General features: G+C 68.3%; 18 protein-coding genes. 8 read left to right on the top strand and 10 right to left on the bottom strand.

Annotated features, from left to right (window positions below):
* Positions 1-21 precede the first annotated feature (21 nt).
* Positions 22-2,520: a GcvT family protein gene (locus tag NHN26_RS08280; protein WP_253089022.1), complete on the top strand. Its 2,499-nt coding sequence runs from the start codon at positions 22-24 to the stop codon at positions 2,518-2,520.
* 4 nt (positions 2,521-2,524) lie between these two features.
* Here the strand turns inward: NHN26_RS08280 and NHN26_RS08275 are convergent, their stop codons facing one another.
* The 8 genes from NHN26_RS08275 to NHN26_RS08240 form a co-directional block, all read right to left on the bottom strand.
* Positions 2,525-2,962 carry an EF-hand domain-containing protein gene (locus NHN26_RS08275; RefSeq protein WP_253089021.1) on the bottom strand — a complete coding sequence of 146 codons (438 nt, stop codon included), beginning with the start codon at positions 2,960-2,962 and terminating at the stop codon, positions 2,525-2,527.
* Positions 2,963-3,075: 113 nt separating this feature from the next.
* Positions 3,076-3,432, bottom strand: a complete 357-nt coding sequence (locus NHN26_RS08270) for a carboxymuconolactone decarboxylase family protein (RefSeq protein WP_253089020.1) — start codon at positions 3,430-3,432, stop codon at positions 3,076-3,078.
* Between the two features lie 69 nt (positions 3,433-3,501).
* Entirely contained in the window at positions 3,502-4,167 is a 666-nt protein-coding gene (locus NHN26_RS08265; protein WP_253089019.1) for a DUF938 domain-containing protein, read from the bottom strand.
* Positions 4,164-5,240 (bottom strand): NAD(P)/FAD-dependent oxidoreductase, encoded by a 1,077-nt coding sequence (locus NHN26_RS08260; protein ID WP_253089018.1) that lies wholly within the window; start codon positions 5,238-5,240, stop codon positions 4,164-4,166. Before NHN26_RS08260 ends, NHN26_RS08265 begins: the two co-directional genes overlap by 4 nt.
* 127 nt (positions 5,241-5,367) lie before the next feature.
* Positions 5,368-6,441 (bottom strand): BMP family ABC transporter substrate-binding protein, encoded by a 1,074-nt coding sequence (locus tag NHN26_RS08255; protein WP_253089017.1) that lies wholly within the window; start codon positions 6,439-6,441, stop codon positions 5,368-5,370.
* A gap of 55 nt (positions 6,442-6,496) precedes the next feature.
* Entirely contained in the window at positions 6,497-7,429 is a 933-nt protein-coding gene (locus NHN26_RS08250; protein ID WP_253089016.1) for an ABC transporter permease, read from the bottom strand.
* On the bottom strand, positions 7,429-8,514 hold the full coding sequence (locus NHN26_RS08245; RefSeq protein WP_253089015.1) for an ABC transporter permease: 1,086 nt from the start codon (positions 8,512-8,514) through the stop codon (positions 7,429-7,431). The genes NHN26_RS08250 and NHN26_RS08245 overlap by 1 nt, the downstream gene beginning before the upstream one ends.
* A gap of 9 nt (positions 8,515-8,523) precedes the next feature.
* Positions 8,524-10,044 (bottom strand): ABC transporter ATP-binding protein, encoded by a 1,521-nt coding sequence (locus NHN26_RS08240; protein WP_253089014.1) that lies wholly within the window; start codon positions 10,042-10,044, stop codon positions 8,524-8,526.
* Positions 10,045-10,254: 210 nt separating this feature from the next.
* Here NHN26_RS08240 and NHN26_RS08235 point away from each other — a divergent pair, with 210 nt between their 5' ends.
* The 3 genes from NHN26_RS08235 to NHN26_RS08225 all read left to right on the top strand — a co-directional run bounded on the left by NHN26_RS08235 (position 10,255) and on the right by NHN26_RS08225 (position 15,250).
* Positions 10,255-10,614, top strand: a complete 360-nt coding sequence (locus NHN26_RS08235; protein ID WP_253089013.1) for a VOC family protein — start codon at positions 10,255-10,257, stop codon at positions 10,612-10,614.
* A 174-nt stretch (positions 10,615-10,788) separates the two neighbouring features.
* Positions 10,789-14,325 (top strand): DNA polymerase III subunit alpha, encoded by a 3,537-nt coding sequence (gene dnaE / locus NHN26_RS08230; protein WP_253089012.1) that lies wholly within the window; start codon positions 10,789-10,791, stop codon positions 14,323-14,325.
* A 79-nt stretch (positions 14,326-14,404) separates the two neighbouring features.
* On the top strand, positions 14,405-15,250 hold the full coding sequence (locus NHN26_RS08225) for a glycosyltransferase (RefSeq protein WP_253089011.1): 846 nt from the start codon (positions 14,405-14,407) through the stop codon (positions 15,248-15,250).
* Positions 15,251-15,255: 5 nt separating this feature from the next.
* On the opposite strand, the gene NHN26_RS08220 is transcribed toward NHN26_RS08225, so the two are convergent.
* Positions 15,256-15,459, bottom strand: coding sequence for a SlyX family protein (locus NHN26_RS08220; RefSeq protein ID WP_132695537.1), 204 nt, complete (start codon positions 15,457-15,459; stop codon positions 15,256-15,258).
* Positions 15,460-15,542: 83 nt separating this feature from the next.
* Here NHN26_RS08220 and hisS point away from each other — a divergent pair, with 83 nt between their 5' ends.
* The 3 genes from hisS to hisG are packed head-to-tail and all read left to right on the top strand — an operon-like array spanning position 15,543 to position 18,901.
* Positions 15,543-17,093: a histidine--tRNA ligase gene (gene hisS, locus NHN26_RS08215; RefSeq protein WP_253089010.1), complete on the top strand. Its 1,551-nt coding sequence runs from the start codon at positions 15,543-15,545 to the stop codon at positions 17,091-17,093.
* Between the two features lie 3 nt (positions 17,094-17,096).
* Positions 17,097-18,206 (top strand): ATP phosphoribosyltransferase regulatory subunit, encoded by a 1,110-nt coding sequence (locus tag NHN26_RS08210; RefSeq protein WP_253089009.1) that lies wholly within the window; start codon positions 17,097-17,099, stop codon positions 18,204-18,206.
* Positions 18,203-18,901 carry an ATP phosphoribosyltransferase gene (hisG, locus tag NHN26_RS08205; protein ID WP_253089008.1) on the top strand — a complete coding sequence of 233 codons (699 nt, stop codon included), beginning with the start codon at positions 18,203-18,205 and terminating at the stop codon, positions 18,899-18,901. Before NHN26_RS08210 ends, hisG begins: the two co-directional genes overlap by 4 nt.
* A gap of 11 nt (positions 18,902-18,912) precedes the next feature.
* Here the strand turns inward: hisG and NHN26_RS08200 are convergent, their stop codons facing one another.
* Positions 18,913-19,347: a DUF1489 family protein gene (locus tag NHN26_RS08200; protein ID WP_253089007.1), complete on the bottom strand. Its 435-nt coding sequence runs from the start codon at positions 19,345-19,347 to the stop codon at positions 18,913-18,915.
* 107 nt (positions 19,348-19,454) lie between these two features.
* Between NHN26_RS08200 and NHN26_RS08195 the strand changes: the two genes are divergently transcribed.
* The gene (locus NHN26_RS08195) at positions 19,455-21,719 is read left to right on the top strand and encodes an adenosylcobalamin-dependent ribonucleoside-diphosphate reductase (RefSeq protein WP_253089006.1); all 2,265 of its coding nucleotides are present in this window, start codon (positions 19,455-19,457) and stop codon (positions 21,717-21,719) included.
* The last annotated feature ends 104 nt before the right edge of the window (positions 21,720-21,823 follow it).

Raw genomic sequence — 21,823 nt, 5'->3', positions numbered from 1 at the left:
CTGCAAGCGGAGTCGCGGCCCATGACGACCCATGTCAAAGCCCTTGTCGTCGGCGGCGGTGCCGTCGGTGCCTCGGTCGCCTATCATCTGGCCCGGGCGGGCTGGGACACGATGCTGCTGGAACGCGACGAGTTGACCTCGGGCAGCACCTGGCATGCGGCGGGCCTTCTGCCCTATTTCAACATGTCCTATGCCACGACCCATATCCACGACTACTCGATCCGGTTCTACAAGGGACTCGAGGCCGAGACGGGCCTGAACCCGGGTTTCTTCGTGGTGGGCAATTTGCGCATGGCGCAGACCGACGCGCGCATGGACGAATACATGCTCTACGCCACCACCGCCGAAACCTGCGGCGTGCCCTATGAATGGCTGACACCCGATCAGATCAAGGCGCGCTGGCCGCTGGTGCGCACGGACGATCTGGTGGGCGCGCTGTTCCATCCCACGGACGGCTACATCAACCCCGCCGATGTCACGCAGGCCATGGCCAAGGGCGCGCGCCAGTTCGGCGCCGTGATCGAGCGCAAGTGGCAGGTGGACGGCTATGTATGGACCGGCTCGGAATGGCGGGTCACCGTCACGCGGATGGCCGAGAAGGGCGGGAACCTTGTCGCGACCGACGAACAGGCGGTCATCAGTGCCGAGCATGTCGTCACCGCCACCGGCAACCATGCCCAGCGCACCGCCCGGCTTCTGGGCATCAAGACGCCCGCGATCCCGGTCGAGCATCAGTTCATCGTGACCGAGCCCGACCCCGCGCTGGTCGCCTGGCGCGAGGCGGGCAATCCCCAGCACCCGGTCCTGCGCGATGCCGATGCGAAATGGTATGTACGCGAGGAGCGCGGCGGCTGGATTCTCGGCCCCTATGAACGCGGCGCGCCTGCGCGGTTCGAATATGGCTGCCCCGACAGCTTCCGCGCCGACCTGTTCCCGCTGGATCTGGAACGGATCGAGGCGGAATACATGTCGATGATCCACCGGATCCCGTCCTCCGAGCATGTCGGGCTGAAGGACGATTTCAACGGCCCGATCTGTTACACGCCCGATGGCAACCCGCTGCTCGGCCCCGCGCCGGGCCTGCGCAACATGTGGCTGGCCGAAGGCTTCAGCTTCGGCATCACCGCGGCCGGTGGGGCGGGGCATTACCTTGCGCAACTGATGATCGAGGGCGAGGCCGAGATCGACATGGGCGCGCTCGACCCCCGCCGCTTCGGTGGCTGGATGACGACCGAATACGCCGCCCGCAAGAACGAAGAGGCGTATGAGCATGTCTTCATCCTGCACCATCCCGACGAGGAACGGCCCGCCTGCCGTCCGCTGCGCACCTCGCCCGCCTATGACCGGCAGAAACGCCTTGGCGCGCAGTTCGGGCAGGTCAACGGCTGGGAGCGGCCCAATTATTACGGCCCCGAGGACGCGCCCGCGACATTCGACCACGATGCCCGCAGCTTCCGCCGGGGCGGCTGGTGGACCCATGCCGCCTATGAGGCCAAGGCGATCCGCGAACGCGCCGGGCTGATCGATGCCACCGCCTTCACCAAGCATCTGGTGCGCGGCCCCGGCGCGACCGCGTTCCTCGACTGGTTCACCTGCAACGCCCTGTCCAGGGTGGGCCGGGTCAACCTGACCTACGCGCTGAGTTCGGCGGGGACGGTGCGGACAGAGTATACCATCGTGCGGCTGTCCGAGCACGAATACTACCTCGTCTCCGCCGGGGCGTGGCAGGCCTATGACCACGATTTCCTGGTCAAGGCCGCCGAGGACAAGCGCGCCGACTTCGGCTGGATCGACATTCACGACGTCTCGACCCAATGGGGCGTCTTCGCGCTGGCGGGGCCGAATGCACGGGCGATCCTGAACGATGTCGTGCGCGATGCCGACCCCGCCACGGTCCTGTCGAACAGGCGTTTCCCGTGGCTGTCCGCGCGCGATATCGAACTGGGCATGTGCCCGGTCCGCGCGCTGCGGGTGGCCTATACCGGCGAGCTTGGCTGGGAGCTGCATCACCCAATAGAGATGCAGACCTATCTGTGGGATCTGCTGATGGAGGCGGGCGAAAGGCACGGCATGGCGCCGGTCGGCGCGCGGGCGCAGAACTGGCTGAGGCAGGAAAAATCCTACCGCGCCTTCGGCACCGAGCTTGGCCGCGACGCAACCCCGCTGGAAGCCGGGCTCGACCGCTTCGTGGACCTGTCCAAGGACTTCCACGGCAAGGCGGCGATGGCCGCCACGGGCATCCGCAGCAAATGCGTGACCCTCCTGATCGACGGACCCGACGATGCCGACCCCTGGGGCCGCGAGGCGCTGTATCACGGCGCGGCGCGGGTCGGGCGGCTGACCTCGGGCGGGTATTCCGTGGCCTTCGGCAAGTCGATCGGCATGGGCTATGTGCGCCCCGATCTGGCGGTGCCAGGCACCCGGTTGCAGGTCCGCATGTTCGACAGCCTCTGGCCCGCCGAGATCGTCGAGGATAGCCCGCACGATCCCGCGAACGCGCGTATCCGCGCCGATGGCTGACGGGTCAGCGCGGGACGAAATCGGCCGCGCTGACCACCCCGTCGCCATTGCGGTCCAGCAGCGCCAGCCAGTCCGCACCGCCCAGCCGGAACTCGTCCCGGCTGATCCGGCCATTGCCGTCGATGTCATTGCGCTTCAGCCTCAGCCCGGCGGCAAGGCGCGCGATCTCGGGGCCGGTGCGGCCGCCGACAGCCCGCAGATCGGCCTGTCTTGCGGCGTCGAAGCGCGCGGTCTCGCGCGGGTCCAGAACGCCGTTGCCGTCCAGGTCGAACCGGGCGAACACCGCGAGCGGGATCCGCATGATCTCGGCCAGCGTCACGACGCCATCGCCGTTTCCGTCCCACCCGGCGACAAAGCGGCCTTCAAGGCTGTAATGACCGGCCGCCCCCGCCGCCCCGGCGACCAGAGCGAAAAGCAGGGCGGTCGGGACAAGGCGGGGCATGGGCATGGTTCCCTTCGGGCTGCGGACAGCGAAAGGGTATGCCCAACCCGCGGTTCAGGCAACAGCGACGGTGCAGCCTCCCGGCCGGGCCAGCCGGGAGGCCGACAGGCGGCCTATTCGGCCGCCTGCGCCTTCTCCTCGATCAACTGGTCATAGCATTCCATGGCCGCGGCCGCATACATCATCGCCGGCCCACCGCCCATCTGGATCGCCATGGCCAGCACGTCGCCGACTTCCTCGCGGCTTGCACCTACGCGCACGAGCGCCTCCATGTGAAGCACGATGCAGGCCTCGCAGCGCAGCCCGATGGCGATTCCCAGCGCAATGAATTCCTTGGTCTTGAAATCGAGCTCGCCGCCCTCCTTCACCGCCTTGCCCAGCGCCCCGAACGCCTTGGTCGCCTCGGGGATCGCCTTGTTCAGCCGCTTGAGCTGATCCTTGGTCGTGTCGCGTTTCGCAGTCCAGTCCATGCCTGTCTCCTTGGGTTCAAAAATCATGTCCCTCACACCAGGTTTCCCGCGGCCCCGCCTTGACCCGGGTCAAACCGCGGGGGGCCTTGCGGCGATCAGGGTCAGGTTGTTCGCAGGCATCTCGACGGGCGCTTCGACCTCCAGGCCCGCCGCCCGCATCCAGCCAAGGACCTCGGCGACCGACTTGTAGCCGATGGCCGGATCCTGCGCGACGAGGCTGGCGTGAAAGGCCGCATCCCCCGCGCTGGCGAACCCGTCGTCGCGGCGGAACGGGCCGTAGATCATCAGCACCCCCCCCGGCGCCAGCGCGGCGCCCGCCTCGCGCACCAGAGTCTCGGCCTCGGCATGGCCTATCAGATGCAGGATGTTGCTGGCAAAGATCAGGTCCTGCCCCGCCTGCTCCGCCCCCCAGCCCGGCGCACAGGCATCCAGCGCGATGGCGGGCCGGATGTTCGCCAGCCCCGCATGGGCGGCCCAGGCGTCGATGCTGGCCCGCCGCGCGGGGTCGATCTCCGTGGGCTGCCAGTGCAGCCCGGGCAGCGCCGCCGCGATCCGCGCCGCATGCTCGCCCGTGCCGGAGGCGATCTCCAGCGCGCGGCCCGCCTGCGGCCCCCGCGCGGCGATCACCGCGCAGATCGCCTCGGCATTGCGCGCGGCGGACGGCGCGTGCATCCGCCCATCCGCGCCGGGCCGCGCCATCGAGGCGCTGTCGGGCAGGTCCAACCGCCGGCTCATCGTGCGAACCGCCCGGGGCTGAAGGCGGCGGCAAGCTCCGCCCCGATCCCGGGCGCGCGCCCGGCCACCTGATCGGCCGCCAGGCGGCTGGCCGCAGGCGCGGTCTGGAACCCGACGCCGCCCTGACCCGCCTGCCAGAAAAACGCGGGCTCGGCCGGATCGAAGCCGATCACCAATAGCCGGTCGGGCGCAAAGGTTCGCAGCCCGGCCCAGTTCGTCTCGACCCGGGTGACGGGTTCTGTCACCATCTCCTCGTAGCGCGCCAGACCTTCGGCCAGCACCATGTCATCGGCAAAGGCGTCATGGGGCGCCATCGGATCCTCCTCGGCAGGCGAGACCAGCAACTTCCCGGCATCGGGCTTGCAATACCACCGCTCGCCCGCGCCCACCACCATCGGCCAGCCGCGCAGATCATGGCCCCCCGGTGCAGGCAGCCGCGCCATCGACCGGCGCATGGGAGTGAACCCCAGGGGCGCCACCCCCGCCATCCGCGCCACCGCGTCCACCCAGGCGCCCGCGGCATTGACCAGAACGCGCCCCTCGACCGGCCCCTTGGCGGTCTCGACCCGCCAGCCCGTCGCAACCCGCGCAATCGCCGTAACCCGCGCCCCGGTGGTGACCGTGCCGCCATTGCCCTGGATCTCGCGGGCCTGAGCCTGGATCAGCCGGTCGGTGTCCAGATCCCAGGCCTCGGCGTTGAACCCGGCAAAGGCCACGGTCTCGGGGTTCAGCACCGGCATGCGCGCCCGCGCCTCCTCCGGCGACAGGCGCTCCAGCGCCATATGCGCCTCATCGCGCGCGAAGGCTGCGGCATCCTCGGCGCGGCCGACAACCATCAGGCCGCGCCCGGACAGGCCGCCCATTGCGGCATGCTCGGCATGGCTCGCCCGGTTCAGCGCCACGATGGGCGGCGCGCCCAGGCACATGTCGAACAGCGCCGCCGACCGCCCTGAGGCGTGATAACCCAGCCCCGCCTCGGCCTCGGCCAGCGCCACGCGCCCCAGTTCGGACAGCCGCGCGCCGACCGACACCCCGGCGATCCCGCCGCCGATCACGATGAAATCCGTGTCCATGCCCCCCACATAACGCAAGCGCGCGGCAAAGCCAAAGCCCCGCCGCGCGTCTTCTTCTGGCCCGAAATATCCCGGGGGAGCCGCCGCGCCAGCGGCGGCGGGGGCAGCGCCCCCGACCCGGCCCGCCCTATTGCGGAACCGTGCCCGTCAGCCCCTCGACATAGAAGTTCATGCCCAGAAGCGTGCCATCATCCGCCACCTCGCCCTCGGCCAGCCAGGGCGTGCCGTCCTGCCGGTTCAGCGGGCCGGTAAAGGGATGGTACTCTCCGCTCGCCATCGCCGCGATCAGCGCTTCGGCCTCGGCCTTGACCTCGGCAGGCACCGCCTCCGTGATCTCGCCGATCCCGACCATGCCCGGGGCGATGCCGTCCCATGTGTCCACGCTTTCCCAGGTGCCGTCGATCACAGCCTGCACCCGCTCGATGTAATAGGGTGCCCAATTGTCGATGATCGAGGAGATTCGAGGCTTCGGCGCGTATTCGATCATGTCGGAGGCCTGCCCGAAGGTATAGACATTGCCCGCCCGCTCGGCTGCGGCCTGCGGCGCGGTCGAGTCTGTGTGCTGCAGGATCACATCCGCCCCCTGTTCGATGAGGGCGGTTGCCGCGTCGGCCTCCTTGGCAGGGTCGAACCATGTATAGGCCCAGATCACCTTGAACTGGACGTCCGGATTCACCTTCCTGGCATGGATGAAGGCCGAGTTGATGCCGCGGACGACCTCGGGGATCGGGTAGGAGGCGATATAGCCGATGATGTTCGATTCCGTCATGTGCCCGGCGATCAGTCCCTGCACAGCGCGGCCTTCGTAGAAGCGGGCGGAATAGGTGCTGACATTGTCCGCGCGCTTGTAGCCGGTGGCATGCTCGAACTTCACATCGGGGAATTTCTGCGCGACGTTGATCACCGGATCCATGAACCCGAACGAGGTGGCAAAGATCAGATCAGCGCCCGACAGCGCCATCTGCGTCATCACCCGTTCCGCATCGGCGCCTTCGGGCACGCTTTCCTGGTAGACCGTTTCCACCGCATCGCCGAAATGCGCCTCGACGGCCAGGCGCCCCTTGTCATGTTCATAGGTCCAGCCGCCATCGCCGATCGGGCCGACATAGACGAAGCCGACCTTGACCCGGTCCTGGGCCGCGGCGGCCCCGGCAAGGCCCAAAGCGAAGGCGGCAGAGGCAAGCAATGTTCTGCGGTTCATGGATCTTTCTCTCCCGTAGTGGCGGGCGGCCATCGGCCCCCCGGTTGGCGGCGCCTCAACTCGAGGCGTGGAAAACCCGTCCCAGCGAGGCGGGCGCGTTCAGCGCTGCGCGGCCCCGGTCGGCCGAGATGATGACGAGCACGAGGATCGTTACCAGATAGGGCGAGGCCGACAAGAGCTCGACCGGCACGGCAAGCCCGGCAGCCTGAAGGTTCAGTTGCAGCACCGCGACGCCGCCGAAAAGATAGGCACCCAGCAGCACCCGTCCTGCCCGCCAACTGGCGAAGACCACGATCGCCAGCGCGATCCAGCCCGCGCCCGCGGTCATGCCCTCGGTCCATTGCGGCACGCGCATCAGGCTGAGATAGGCCCCCCCCAGACCCGCACAGGCGCCGCCAAAGGCGATGGCGGCCAGCCGGATGCGCACGACCTTGTAGCCCAGCGCATGCGCGGCATCGTGGTTCTCGCCCACCGCACGCAGGATCAGCCCGGGGCGCGTGAAGCGCAGGAAGGCCCAGACCGCGACCACCAGCGCAAGGCCGAGATAGACGATCAGGTCATGCGAGAACAGGACACGGCCCAGCACCGGAATATCGGCCAGCGGACCCAGATCCGGCTTCGCCAGGGCGGGCGGCTTGACGCCGACATAGCCCTGCCCGATCAGCGCTGAAAACCCCAGCCCGAACAGCGTCAGCGCAAGCCCCGTCGCCACCTGGTTCGACATCAGCACCTGCGTGAGGATCCCGAAGACCAGCGACAGCGCCGCCCCTCCGGCCATCGCCGCCAGAAAACCCAGCGCCGGGTTGCCGGTCTCGACCGCGATGGCAAAGCCGACAATTGCCCCGGTGATCATCATGCCCTCGACGCCCAGGTTCAGCACGCCGGATTTCTCGACCACCAACTCGCCGATCGCGGCCAGCAGGATCGGCGTCGCCGCCACCATCAGCGAGGCCGCCAGCACCGCCGGATTGATCGCGCCCAGATCCATCAGGCGATCCTCCGCCGGCCAAGGCGAATGCGGTAATTGGACAAGACATCGACCCCCAGAAGGAAGAACAGCAACATGCCCTGAAAGGCCTGGATCGCGGCGGACGGGATGCCGAGCATGAATTGTGCAAGCTCGCCGCCGATATAGGTCAGCGCCATCAGAAGCCCCGCCAGCAGGATCCCGACCGGGTGCAGGCGCCCCAGGAAGGCCACGATGATCGCGGTGAAGCCATAGCCCTGGTTGAAGCCGATATTGACCCGCCCGGCCGGTCCCGCCACCTCGAACATCCCCGCAAGCCCCGCAAGCGCCCCCGACAGGCCAAGGCAGATCACCACCAGCGCGTTCGGGTTGACGCCCGCAAAGCGCGCGGCGCGCGGGCTCTGGCCCGCCAGCCGGATCTGGAAGCCCAGGATATGCCGGGTCAGCAGCACATAGGCCGCGATCACCGCGATGAAGGCGGCGGCCACGCCCCAATGCATCCCGGTGCCCGCGATCAGTTCGGTATTGGCCGCGGCGGGGTAGTGCTGAAGGTTGCGGCTGCCCGGAAAACCGCCACCCTCGGGATTCTTCATCAGCCCCAGCGCCATCGAGGCCAGCACCTGCTCGGCGACATAGACCAGCAGCAGCGAGACGAGGATCTCGTTGGTCCGGAACCGCGTCTTGAGGATCGCCGGGATCATCGCCCAGGCCCAGCCGCCCAGCGCCCCGGCCAGCACCATCAGCGGGAACAGGAACCACGCATCCAGCGGGTAAAGTGCCAGCGCCACGCCAGCGCCCGCAAGCGCGCCCATGATGTATTGCCCCTCGGCCCCGATATTCCAGATGCCCGCGCGAAAGCCCAGCGACAGACCCGTGGCGATCAGGATCAGCGGCCCCGCCTTGACCAGCAATTGCGGGCGCGAATAGCTGGCGAACTGCTCGTGAAACAACGGATCCCAGAAGATCGTGCGGATCGCCACGACCGGATCCTTGCCCAGAAGGGCGAACATCAGCCCGCCCGCCACCATGGTCAGCGCCACGGCCAGCAGCGGCGTTGCCACGGTCCAGGCCCGCGAGGGCTGGGGGCGTTTCTCAAGGCGGATCATGGCTGCTCCTCACTCGGCCACATGCGCCACCTCCATGTCATGGGCGCCACCCAGCATCAGCCCGATTTCCTCCAGCGTCAGCCCCTGCGCCGGGCGGGGCGGCGACAGGCGGCCCTCGTTCAGCGCGGCGAAGCGGTCCGAGATCTCCATCAGCTCGTCCAGATCCTGGCTGATGACGATCACCGCTGTCCCCGATGCGGCCAGATCCAGCAGCGCCTGCCGGATCGCCGCGGCGGCGGACGCATCCACGCCCCAGGTCGGCTGGTTCACGACCAGCACCTCGGGACGCTGCAAGACCTCGCGCCCAATCACGAATTTCTGCAGGTTGCCGCCCGACAGCGAGCGCGCGGCATTGCCGGGGCCGGGGGTGCGCACGTCGAAGGCCGCGATGACCCTCTCGGCAAAGGCCTTCGCGGCGGGCCATTTCAGAAAACCCCGCGCCGCCAGCCCCTCGCGGATCGCCGCCGTCAGCATGGCGTTCTCGGTCAGGCTCATGTCGGGGGCTGCGGCATGGCCCAGCCGTTCCTCGGGCGCGGCCAGCACGGCGACGCGGCGCCGGGGGCCGGGGCCGAGCGCGCCGATCGGCTGGCCCCGGAGCCGGACCGCACCGGCGGCGACGGCGGCCTCGCCCGACAGCGCGTCCAGCAATTCGTCCTGGCCGTTGCCCGCCACCCCGCCGATGCCGAGGATCTCGCCCGCCCGGACGGAAAACGAGACGTCGCGCAAGGACGTGCCGAAGGGGTTTGCCGATGGCAGGGACAGCCCCGACACCTCCAGCACGACGCCGCCCGGATTGCCGCCCGCCCGCGACGGGGCGGTCAGTTTCGCCCCCACCATCATCTCGGCGAGGTCCGCGGCGGTCTTCTCGCGCGGGTTGCAGCTTTCGACGACGCGGCCGCGGCGCAGGATCGTCGCCCGGTCGCAAAGCGAGCGGATTTCCTCGAGCTTGTGCGAGATATAGAGGATCGCGGTGCCTTCGGCGGCCAGTTTCCGCAGCGTGGCGAACAGGATCGCAACCTCCTGCGGGGTCAGCACGCTGGTCGGTTCGTCCATGATCAGCAGGCGCGGATCCTGCAACAGGCAGCGGATGATCTCGACCCGCTGGCGTTCGCCCGCGGACAGGCCGCCCACCAGCCGGTCGGGTGTCAGCGGCAGGCCGTAGGTTTCGCTGACCTCGCGGATGCGGGCGGCGAGCCGACGCATCGGCGGCGGGGTCTCCATCCCCAGCGCGATGTTCTCGGCGACGCTCAGCGCGTCGAACAGGCTGAAATGCTGGAACACCAGCGCCACGCCCGAGGCGCGCGCGGCGCCGGGACCGGCAGGGGCATAAGGCTGACCGCGCAGGGTCATGCGGCCGGCATCGGGCTGGGCGAGGCCATAGATCATCTTGACCAGCGTGGACTTGCCCGCGCCGTTCTCGCCCAGAAGCGCGTGAATCTCGCCCTCGGCGATGTCGAAATCGACGCGATCATTGGCGACCACCCCGGGATAGGCCTTGGTCAGGCCCTCGACTGTCAGAAGCGCTTTCACCCGGCGGTCTCTCCGCGGCCGTTCTCCGTCCATCGCTTCTAGACCGCCCGCCTGCGCGGCTGCAACGGTCTCGGGCCGCGCAAGGCGGGGGCGGGCACGGTTTGCAGGCAAATGCCTGAAAAATGCCCATTTGCGGTGGCGCGACGCACGGGCCTTTGACCGCGGCGGCGCCGCGGCCTAGCCTGACAGGGCGGCCACAGGAGGAGGCGGATGTTCCCCCACGCCCTGCACCATGTCCAGCTTGCGATGCCCCAGGGCGGCGCGGCCGAGGCGCGCGCGTTCTATGGCGACTTGCTTGGCCTCGACGAGGAGGAGGGCCCCGGCGCGCCCCCGGACGAGCTGTGGTTCCGCCGCGGAGAGTTGCGGATCCGGCTGGGCGTCGAGCCCGGCTTTCGCCCGGCGCGCAAGGCGCATCCGGCGCTGATGGTGCGCAAGCTCGATGCGCTGGCCGAGCGGCTGGAGCGGGCCGGGCTCGACCTGCGCCGGGATGACCGCCTGCCGGGGCCGCGCCGGGTCTGTATCGACGATCCGTTCGGCAACCGGATCGAGCTGGTGGAAGGCGCGGTCTGAGCGGGCGGGGGGCGCTCCCGCCCCGGGGACCGCGCGGGGCTTGCGCCCCGCTTGCCCGGGGTTGGGCGTGGCGCCCGGCGATGCCGGGCGCGCGCTCCGCGCGGGGATATTTAAGGCCAGAAGAAGATGCGGTGCGGGCTTTTCGGCGGGCGGTGCGGGGGCTAGGGTCGCGCAATGGCTGCGCCGCGATTCATCCATCTTCGACTGCATACCGAATACTCGCTGCTCGAGGGGGCGGTGCGGCTGAAGACGCTGCCCGACCTGTGCAAGGCGGCAGGCATGCCCGCCGTGGCCGTGACCGATACCAACAACATGTTCGCCGCGCTGGAATTCTCGGTTCTGGCGACGGGCGCGGGCATCCAGCCGATCCTGGGCTGCCAGATCGACCTTGCCCATGATCCGGTTGCCCCCGGCGAACGGCCGCGCCCGCCTGCGCCGGTCGTGCTGCTGGCGCAGAACGAGGCGGGCTATGGCAACCTGATGAAGCTGAATTCCTGCCTGTACCTGGGCAAGGCGGGGCAGCTGCCGCAGGTCACGCAAGAGGAACTGGAGGCGCATGCGGCCGGGCTGATCTGTCTGACCGGCGGGCCGGACGGGCCGTTGGGGCGGTTCCTGCGGGCCGGTCAGCGGGGCAAGGCCGAGGCGCTGGCGGCACGGCTGGCGCGCGCCTTTCCTGGGCGGCTTTATGTCGAGTTGCAGCGCCATCCGGGCGCGGGCGGACGGCTGACCGAGGCCGAGGCGGCGACCGAGCGCGGCCATGTCGAGATCGCCTATGCGATGGACCTGCCGCTGGTCGCGACCAATGACGTGCATTTCCCGAAGTCCGAGATGTTCGAGGCCCATGACGCGCTCCTGTGCATCGCGGATGGGGCCTATGTCGATCAGGCCGAGCCGCGCCGTCGGCTGACGCCGCAGCATCATTTCAAGTCGCCCGAGGAAATGGCGGCGCTGTTCGCCGACCTGCCCGAGGCGATCGCGAACACGGTCGAGATCGCGCGCCGCTGTGCCTTCAAGGCGGCCAAGCGCGCGCCGATCCTGCCCCGCTTTGCCGAGGACGAGGTCGAGGAACTGCGCCGCCAGGCCAGGGAGGGTCTTGCAGCGCGGCTGGCGGTGATCCCTCATGCCGCGCCGTTGGAGGAGTACGAGAAGCGGCTGGAGTTCGAGCTGGGCATCATCGAGGGGATGGGCTTTCCCGGGTATTTCCTGATCGTGGCCGATTTCATCAAATGGGCCAAGGATCACGGCATCCCGGTAGGGCCGGGGCGGGGGTCGGGCGCGGGCAGCCTTGTGGCCTATGCGCTGACGATCACCGATCTGGATCCGTTGCGCTACAGCCTGCTGTTCGAACGCTTCCTGAACCCCGAGCGGGTGTCGATGCCCGATTTCGACATCGACTTCTGCATGGACCGGCGCGAAGAGGTGATCGCCTATGTCCAGCAGCGCTATGGCCGCGAGAAGGTGGCGCAGATCATCACCTTCGGCGCGCTTCTGTCCAAGGCCGCCGTGCGCGACGTGGGCCGCGTTTTGCAGATGCCCTATGGCCAGGTCGACAAGCTGTCGAAGCTGATCCCGGTCGAGGGGGTCAAGCCCGTGAGCATCGAGAAGGCGCTGGCCGACGAGCCCCGCCTGCGCGAGGCCGCCCGCGTCGAGGAGGTGGTGGACCGGCTTCTGACCTATGGCCAGCAGGTCGAGGGGTTGCTCCGCAATGCCTCGACGCATGCCGCGGGGGTGGTGATCGGCGACCGGCCGCTGGACGAGCTGGTGCCGCTCTATCAGGACCCGCGATCCGACATGCCCGCGACCCAGTTCAACATGAAATGGGTCGAGGCGGCGGGGCTGGTCAAGTTCGACTTCCTCGGGCTGAAGACGCTGACCGTCATCCAGAACGCAATCGACCTGATCCGCGCGGGCGGGCGGGCCCTGCACGAGGGCGCGGACGGCACGCCGCTTTACCAGCCCAAACCCGGCGCCGAGAACGATATCGGGCATATCCCGCTGGACGATCCGAAGACCTACGAGCTTTACGCCAGCGCCCGCACGGTCGCGGTGTTCCAAGTGGAAAGCTCGGGCATGATGGACGCGCTGCGCCGGATGAAGCCCACCTGCATCGAGGATATCGTCGCGCTGGTGGCGCTGTATCGTCCCGGCCCGATGGAGAACATCCCCGCCTATTGCGAGGTCAAGCACGGGCTCAGGCCGCTGGAATCGATCCATCCCTCGATCGACCACATCCTGGCGGAAACCCAGGGCATCATCGTCTACCAGGAACAGGTGATGCAGATCGCGCAGGTGATGGCGGGCTATTCGCTTGGCGGCGCCGACCTGTTGCGCCGCGCGATGGGCAAGAAGATCGCCGAGGAAATGGCCAAGGAGCGGCCGAAATTCGTCGAGGGCGCGGTGGCGAACGGCGTGCCCAAGCAGAAGGCGGGCGAGGTCTTCGACCTGCTGGAGAAATTCGCCAATTACGGCTTCAACAAGTCGCATGCGGCGGCCTATGCGGTGGTCAGCTACCAGACCGCCTGGCTCAAGGCCAATCACCCGGTCGAGTTCATGGCCGGGGTGATGAATTGCGATATCCACCTGACCGACAAGCTGGGCATCTATGCCGAAGAAGTCCGCCGCGGGCTGGGCATCGGCATCGTGCCGCCCTGCGTGAACCGCTCGCAGGCGGGTTTTTCGGTCAGCGGGGGGCGGTTGGTCTATGCGCTGGGTGCGCTCAAGAATGTCGGTGTCGAGGCGATGCGCCTGATCGTCGAGGCGCGCGGCGACCGGCCCTTTGCCACGATCTTCGATCTTGCCCGGCGGGTGGATCTGAAACGCATCGGCAAGCGGCCGCTGGAGATGCTGGCCCGCGCGGGCGCCTTCGACCAGCTTGACCCGAACCGGCGGCGGGTCTTCGACAGCCTGGATGCGCTGTCGGCCTGGTCCGCCGCGATCCATGACCAGCGCGGCTCGGCGCAGGTGTCGCTTTTCGGCGAGGCGGGCGACGACCTGCCCGAGCCGCGGCTGGCCCCGGTTGCCGACTGGCTGCCCGCCGAGCGGCTGGCCGAGGAACACAAGGCGGTCGGCTTCTACCTGTCGGGCCATCCGCTGGACGATTACATGGCGGCGCTGAAGCGCAAGTCCGTGCTCAGCCTTGCCGCCGCGCGCGAGACGGCCGAGCGCAGCGGGGGGGCGGTCGTCAAGGTGGGCGTGCTGGTCTCGGGCCTGCGCGAGATGAAAAGCGCCAAGGGCACGCGCTATTTCCGCATGGACCTGTCCGACCCCACCGGCCAGCTTGCGGGCGTCGCCATGTTCCCGCGCGAAGAGGCCGATCTTGCCGCCGCGCGCAAGGTGTTCGAGACCACCGACAAGGTGGTGGCGACGCTGGAAGGCCGGTTCAGCGAGGGCCAGTTCGATCCGACGATCCGCGGCGTTCAGCCTATGGATTCCGCGATTGCCGATGCGGGCGCGGCGGGGCTGGAAATCACCATCGAGACCGCCGAGGCGGCGCAATGCGTGCGCGGCCTGCTGGACCAGTTGGGCGCAGCGCCACGGGGCAGGGCGGGCGGGCCGATCCGGCTGCGGGTGCTGAACCTGCAATTGACGGTCGAGGGCGAGACGCAGCTGCGCGATTGCTGCCTGCGGCTGCGCGGCACCTATCCGGTGACGCCCGCGGTCAAGGGTGCGCTGAAATCTCTGCCGGGCGTGGCGCTGGTCGAGGAATTCTGATGGCCGCACCCGGTCTGCGGGCTGGCCGAGGCCAGGGGCCTGCGCTAGAACCCCGTTAACCGACCGAGCCCGCGCGCCCATGCATTCCGAACTGATCGTCTCGACCTACAACAATCCCCGCTCCCTGGCCCTGTGCCTGGAATCGGTGGCCATGCAGCGGGTCATGCCCGACGGCATCTGCATCGCCGATGACGGATCCGGCCCCGAAACCCGGGCGGTGATCGACGCCTTCGCCGCGCGCCATCCGGATCTTGCGCTGCGTCACCTCTGGCACGAGGATCGGGGCTTCGAGAAGAACGCGATCCTGAACAAGGCGATTGCCAGTTCCTCCGCCGAGCTGTTGGTCTTCATCGACGGCGACGTGATGATCCATCCCGATTTCGTGGCCCGACATCTGCGCCTGACCCGGCCCGGACGATTCTCGACCGGCAGCCTGATCCGGCTGGACGCCGAAGCCACGGCAAGCGTGACGCCCGAGATGGTGCAAAGCGGGCAGGTCTTCGACCGGGGCTGGCTGCGCCGCAACCGGGCGATCCGCAAGCTGTCGACCTGGCTCAAGACGCGCCCCTTCCCGGTGCCGGTCATGGCGGCCCTCGACCTGGTATCGCCCGTCCGCCGGGCGCTGTGCGGGGCGAATGCCTCGGTCTGGCGCAGCGATCTTCTGGCGATCAACGGCTATGACGAGACGATCAAATATGGCGGCGGTGACAAGCATCTTGGCGTGCGGCTGAACAATGCAGGCGTGCGCGGGCGGCATCTGCGGTTTACCGCGCCGCTGGTTCATCTCGACCATCCCCGCGGCTATGCTGACCCGGACAGGATGCGCCAGCACAAGGCGATGATCCGCGCCGCCCGCAAGAGCGGCGAGGCACGCACCCCCAATGGCATCGTGAAGGATGGCGAAGGCGGACGGGCCGACGCCTGACGCGATCACCAATGCGGCGGTTTCTGGTCGGCCAGCGGCACCGTGCCGCCCGCCTCGAACTCGCGCCCGGCCTCGCGGTCCAGCAGCATGTCCACCTGCCGGCGCAAGAGGTCGATCTCGCGCCCGCGCCGGGCCAGTTCGTCGGACAGGTCCTCGACCTCGCGGATCAGTTGCGCGATCCGTTCTTCCAGTGCCCATCCCTCGGCCATGCCTGTCCTCCTGCGCCACCTTGCCCCGCCGCCCCCCATCCGCTAGACCCCGCGCGACAGCGCAAGGGACGGGCGAGACAGCCATGGCCAAGGATACCAAAACCCGGCGCCCAAGGGCCGAAACGCCCAAGGGCTTTCGCGACTATTTCGGCGCGGACGTGACCGAGCGCAAGGCGATGCTGGACAGGATCGCCGCGGTCTATCACCGCTACGGCTTCGATCCGCTGGAAACCTCGGCGGTCGAGACGCTGGACGCGCTGGGCAAGTACCTGCCCGATGTCGACCGCCCCAATGCCGGTGTCTTCGGCTGGCAGGAGGAGGATGGCGACTGGCTGGCGCTGCGCTATGACCTGACAGCACCCTTGGCCCGTGTCGCCGCGCAATACCGCAACGACCTGCCCACCCCCTATCGCCGCTACGCCATGGGGCCGGTCTGGCGCAACGAGAAGCCGGGGCCGGGCCGGTTCCGCCAGTTCTATCAATGCGATGCCGATACGGTGGGCGCCGCGACGGTGGCCGCCGATGCCGAGATCTGCGCCATGCTGGCCGACGCGCTGGAGGCCGTGGGGATCGAGCGCGGCGACTACATCGTGCGGGTGAACAACCGGAAGGTGCTGAACGGGGTTCTGGATGTAATCGGGCTTAACAAGGCCTACCCGGAAGGCGACGATCTGCGAGGAACCGTCGAGGCGGCGTACTCTGAGGTCATCCGAAAAGATGTGGAGAAGTTAGCCTCTGAAGACGTGCTGCGGACTATCGACAAGTTCGACAAGGTCGGCATTGATGGGGTGTTCGAGCTTCTGACGTCCGGACGCAAGGATCAGTCTGGTGCGTTCATTGAGGGCGTTGGCCTCGATCCGCACGACGCACGTGTGGTCTTGAGTTTCTTGACTGCTAAAGGGAGCACCAACAAGGACACCATCGCAAACCTGCGAAAAGCCGTCGTTGGATCGCAAGTCGGCATCGAAGGCGCTGATGAATTGGAGCAGATGGTAGGCTTGCTGCAAGCCCAAGGCTACGGCCCCGACCGCATCGTGATCGACCCCTCCGTGGTCCGCGGCCTCGGCTACTACACCGGCCCCGTCTTCGAGGCCGAACTGACCTTCGAGATCCTCGACGAAAAGGGCCGTCCGCGGCAGTTCGGTTCGGTCGCGGGGGGCGGGCGCTACGATGGCCTCGTGGAACGCTTTACCGGGCAGAAGGTGCCCGCGACGGGCGTGTCCATCGGCGTCGACCGGCTGCTGGCTGCGCTGCGGGCCAAGGGGCGGGCGGGGCAGACCATGCAGGGTCCCGTGATCGTCACCGTGATGGATCGCGACCGGATGGCCGATTACCAGGCGATGGTCGGCGAGTTGCGCGCTGCCGACATCCGCGCCGAGGTCTATCTGGGCAACCCGAAGAATTTCGGCAACCAGTTGAAATATGCCGACAGGCGCGGCTCGCCCGTGGCCGTCATCCAGGGCGGCGACGAGGCCGCGCGCGATGTCGTCCAGATCAAGGATCTGGTGCTGGGCGCGAAGATCGCTGAAAGCGCCAGCCTCGAGGAATGGAAGTCGCAGCCCGCCCAGTTCGAGGCCCCGCGCGCCGAACTGGTGGCACAGGTGAAACGGCTGCTGGCCCGGAACGGGGACTGAGCGATGGCGTCCAAGGCCGAGATCCTGGCGCAGGCCGAGCGGCTGCACGCCTTTTTCCGCAATGCGGGCGCGGACCCCGTGCAGGCCGCGATCCTGCAACCGGCGGACACGCTTCTGGACCTTTACGGCGAGGATATCCGCGCGCGCGCCTATGTCACCGCCGATGCGGCGCGGGGCGAACAGATGCTGCGCCCCGATTTCACCGTGCCGGTGGTGCAGATGCACATGCAGGCGGGCGGCGATCCGGCGCGCTACACCTATTGCGGCGAGGTGTTCCGCCGCCAGGAACGCGACCCGAACCGGCCCAACGAATATATCCAGGTGGGCTACGAGCTGTTCGGCGGCGAGAACCCGGCCGAGGCCGATGCCGAAGTGTTCGCGCTGTTCTCCGAGGTGCTGTCGCCGCTAGGCCTGCGCGCCGCGACCGGCGATATCGGGCTTCTGCTGGCCGCCATCGGGGGGCTGTCGACCACGCCCAAGCGCAAGGCGGCGCTGCGTCGCCATGTCTGGCGCCCGCGCCGGTTCCGCGCGCTGCTGGACCGGTTCGGCGGCCGCGCACCCGTGCCCGAGGCGCGCAAACGGCTTCTGGCCGAGATCGAGGCGAAGGGGGGCGCGGCGATCCTGGATGCGGCCGGACCCGAGATCGGCCTGCGCTCGCGCGCGGATGTGGCCGCGCGCCTTGAAACGCTGGTGCAGGATGCCGCCGAGCCGCCGATTTCGGCGGCCGAGGTCGAGTTGCTGGACGACATGCTGTCGATCCGCGAAACCTGTCCGAACGCGCTGGCCCATATGCGCGACATCGCCGTGGACCTGCCCGCCATCGCGCCCGCGCTCGACCTGCTGGAAGCGCGGCTCGAGGCGCTGGAGGGGCAGGGGATCGACGTCGATCTGCTGGATTTCGAGGCCAGCTATGGCCGCACCACGATGGAATATTACGACGGCTTCGTCTTCGGCTTCTACGCCGAAACCCGGCCCGACCTGCCGCCCGTGGCCTCGGGCGGTCGCTATGACGCGCTGACCCGCATCCTGGGCCAGGGCCGCGCGGTGCCTGCGGTGGGCGGCGTGATCCGGCCCGAACTGGTGCTGGCCCTGACACGGGAGGGCGGGCAATGACGCTGAAGCTGGGCGTGCCGTCCAAGGGGCGGCTGATGGACAAGACCTTCGACTGGTTCGCGGGCCATGGGGTGAACATCCGCCGCACCGGGTCCGAACGCGAATATTCCGGCGCGGTCGAGGGCATCGCGGGGGTGGAACTGGTGCTGCTTTCGGCGGGCGAGATCCCGCGCGAACTGGCCGCGGGTCGGATCCATCTGGGCGTGACGGGGTCGGATCTGGTGCAGGAGCGGATCGCCGACTGGGAAACGCGCGTCGTGGCGCTGGAGCCGATGGGCTTCGGTTATGCCGATCTGGTGATCGCGGTGCCGCGCTGCTGGGCGGATGTCGACACGCTGGACGATCTGGACGCGGCCGCAGCGGCGTTCCGGGCGGCGCATGGGCACCGGCTGCGCATCGCGACCAAGTATCACCGACTGGTGCGCGAGTTCCTGCGCGAGGCGGGCGTGGCCGATTACCAGTTGGTCGACAGCCAGGGCGCGACCGAAGGAACGGTCAAGAACCTGACCGCCGAGGCGATCGCCGACATCACCTCGACCGGCGAGACGCTGCGCGCGAACCACCTGAAGATCCTGTCCGACGGTCTGATCCACCGCAGCCAGGCGACGCTGTTCAAGGCGCGCGCGGCGAATTGGGACGGGGCGGCGCATGACAGCTTCCGCGCGCTGGCCGCACGTCTGGGGCTTGACGCCTGAGGCGCGCGCCCTCAGCGCACCCCGATCTCGGCCAGTGCCGCCATCAGCCCGGGCGGCAGGCTGTCCTCATGCGCGCGGGCGCCGGACAGGTCGCGCGGCGACTCGCGCGGGTCGAGATAGCGCCAGCCCTGGAACGGCCGGCGTGGCGCGGCCTCGGTCCGGATCACCTGTGAGTCCAGCACGATGGCACACCGCGCGATCCCGTCCGCTCCGGTCACCGGGTCCAGCCGTAGCACCCGCTGCCGCGCCAGGATCACCCCCTTGAACACCCAGTAAAGCGAGCCGCCCGCCAGCACCTCGTCGGCGCGCTTCGGCCACATCCGCGTGACATGGCACGGCAACCCGTCAGGCCCGAGGGCACGCGGATTTCGCTGCCATTCCAGCAGATCCTCGACCCGCTCGGCGCCCACGCAGAGCTTCACCAGATTGACATGGGCCGCCGCCATCTTGCCCCCAGATTCTGTTGATGAACGCCAAGCCTAGGCTAATTGTTGCGGAGTTCAAGGCGGACCCGTATTGTGGAAGGCCCGCCGACTTTCCGAGGATTCCCCAGATGACCCGCTTCTCCGCCCCCATCGCCGAACAGATCTGGGACATGAAATACCGCCTCAAGGCGGCCGACGGCGCGCCCGTCGATCTGACGGTCGAGGATACCTGGCGGCGCATCGCCCGCGCGCTGGCCGAGCCCGAGGCGGATCCCACCCTCTGGGAGGACCGGTTCTATGCCGCGCTCGAGGATTTCCGCTTCCTGCCCGCAGGCCGTATCACGGCGGGCGCGGGCACCGGGCGGTCGGTGACGCTGTTCAACTGCTTCGTGATGGGCACGATCCCCGATTCCATGGCGGGCATCTTCGACATGCTCAAGGAGGCCGCGCTGACGATGCAGCAGGGCGGCGGCATCGGTTACGATTTCTCGACCATCCGGCCGCGCGGCGCCGATGTGCTGGGGGTGGCGGCGGATGCCTCGGGGCCGTTGTCCTTCATGGATGTCTGGGACGCGATGTGCCGCACGATCATGTCCGCGGGTTCGCGCCGCGGCGCGATGATGGCGACGATGCGCTGCGATCACCCCGATATCGAGGCCTTCATCACCGCCAAGCAGGATCCCGCTAGGCTGCGCAACTTCAATCTCAGCGTGCTGGTGACGGATGCCTTCATGGCGGCGGTCAAGGACGACAAGCCGTGGGAACTGCATTTCGGCGGCAAGGTCTATCACACGGTCGAGACGCGTGACCTGTGGAACCGGATCATGCGCGCGACCTACGATTATGCCGAGCCGGGCGTGATCTTCATCGACCGCATCAACGCGATGAACAACCTCGCCTATTGCGAGACGATCGCCGCCACCAATCCCTGCGGCGAGCAGCCCCTGCCGCCCTATGGCGCCTGCCTGCTGGGCTCGATCAACCTCGCCCGGCTGGTGCGCGACCCGTTCGAGAGCATCGCGGAACTGGACGAGGCGGCGCTCGACGACCTGGTGGCGACCGCGGTCCGGATGATGGACAACGTGGTCGACGTCTCGCGCTTTGCCCTCGACCAGCAGGCGCAGGAGGCGTGCGCCAAGCGCCGGATTGGCCTCGGGGTCACCGGGCTGGCCGACGCGCTCCTGATGGTAGGGCTGCGCTACGGCTCGGACGAGGCCGCGCGGCAGACCGAACGCTGGCTCCACCGGATCGCCCGCGCCGCCTACCTGGCGTCGGTCGAGCTCGCGAAGGAAAAGGGGCCGTTCCCCCTGTTCGACGCCGAGAAATACCTGGAAAGCGGGTCCCTGACCCACATGGACGAGGACGTGCGCGCCGCCATCGCCGAACATGGCATCCGCAACGCGCTGCTGACCTCGATCGCACCGACCGGCACGATCAGCCTTTACGCCGGCAACGTGTCCTCGGGCATCGAGCCGGTCTTCGCCTACAGCTATACCCGGAAGGTCCTGCAGCGCGATGGTTCGCGCACCGAGGAGGAGGTGGTCGACTACGCCGTGCAGATGTGGCGCGAGAAGTTCGGCGAGGCCGCTTTGCCCGACTATTTCGTGAACGCCCAGACGCTGACCCCGGCCGAGCATGTCAAGATGCAGGCCGCGGCCCAGAAATGGGTGGATTCGTCGATCTCCAAGACGATCAACTGCTCCGTGGACATCTCGTTCGACGCGTTCAAGGACGTCTACCTGCAGGCCTACGAGACCGGCTGCAAGGGCTGCACCACCTACCGGCCGAACGAGGTGACGGGCAGCGTGCTGGCGGTGTCGGAATCCTCGGACAAGACGCCCGAAGCCGAAAGCGGGGCGGATGTCGTCTACCTGTCCGACCCGCTTGACCGGCCGCACGCGCTGGAGGGCAACACCTACAAGCTGAAATGGCCCGACAGCGAGCACGCGATCTACATCACCATCAACGACATCGTGATGGGCGGCCGCCGGCGGCCCTTCGAGGTGTTCATCAATTCCAAGAACATGGAGCATTTCGCCTGGACGGTGGCGCTGACGCGGATGATCTCGGCGGTTTTCCGGCGCGGCGGCGACGTGAGTTTCGTGGTGGAGGAACTGAAGGCGGTGTTCGACCCGCGCGGCGGGGCCTGGATGCAGGGCAAGTACATCCCCTCGATTCTCGCCGCCATCGGCGGGGTGATCGAGCGGCACCTCATCTCTATCGGGTTCATCGAGGCCGAGGGGGCGGGGCTGAAGACCGATCCCCGGGCCCAGGCCCTGGCGGTGGGCGAGGCCCCGCGCGGCCCGGCCTGCCCGGCCTGCGGCGCCTACGAGATGCGCATGGTCGAAGGCTGCATGACCTGCATGAATTGCGGCCACTCGAAATGCAGCTGACGCTAGAGTCAGGACTACTGTCTGGTGGGGCAATTAAAGCCCATTTTGGCGATTTCGGCGCCCATTTTCAGGGGCTTTCGCGCCCATGGGCTGCTAAGTGCCGG

The organism is Rhodovulum tesquicola (genome assembly GCF_024128855.1).
GTDB lineage: Bacteria > Pseudomonadota > Alphaproteobacteria > Rhodobacterales > Rhodobacteraceae > Rhodovulum > Rhodovulum tesquicola.
The sequence above is the reverse complement of the archived record's forward strand: the minus strand, read 5'-3'. Positions and strand labels throughout refer to the sequence as shown.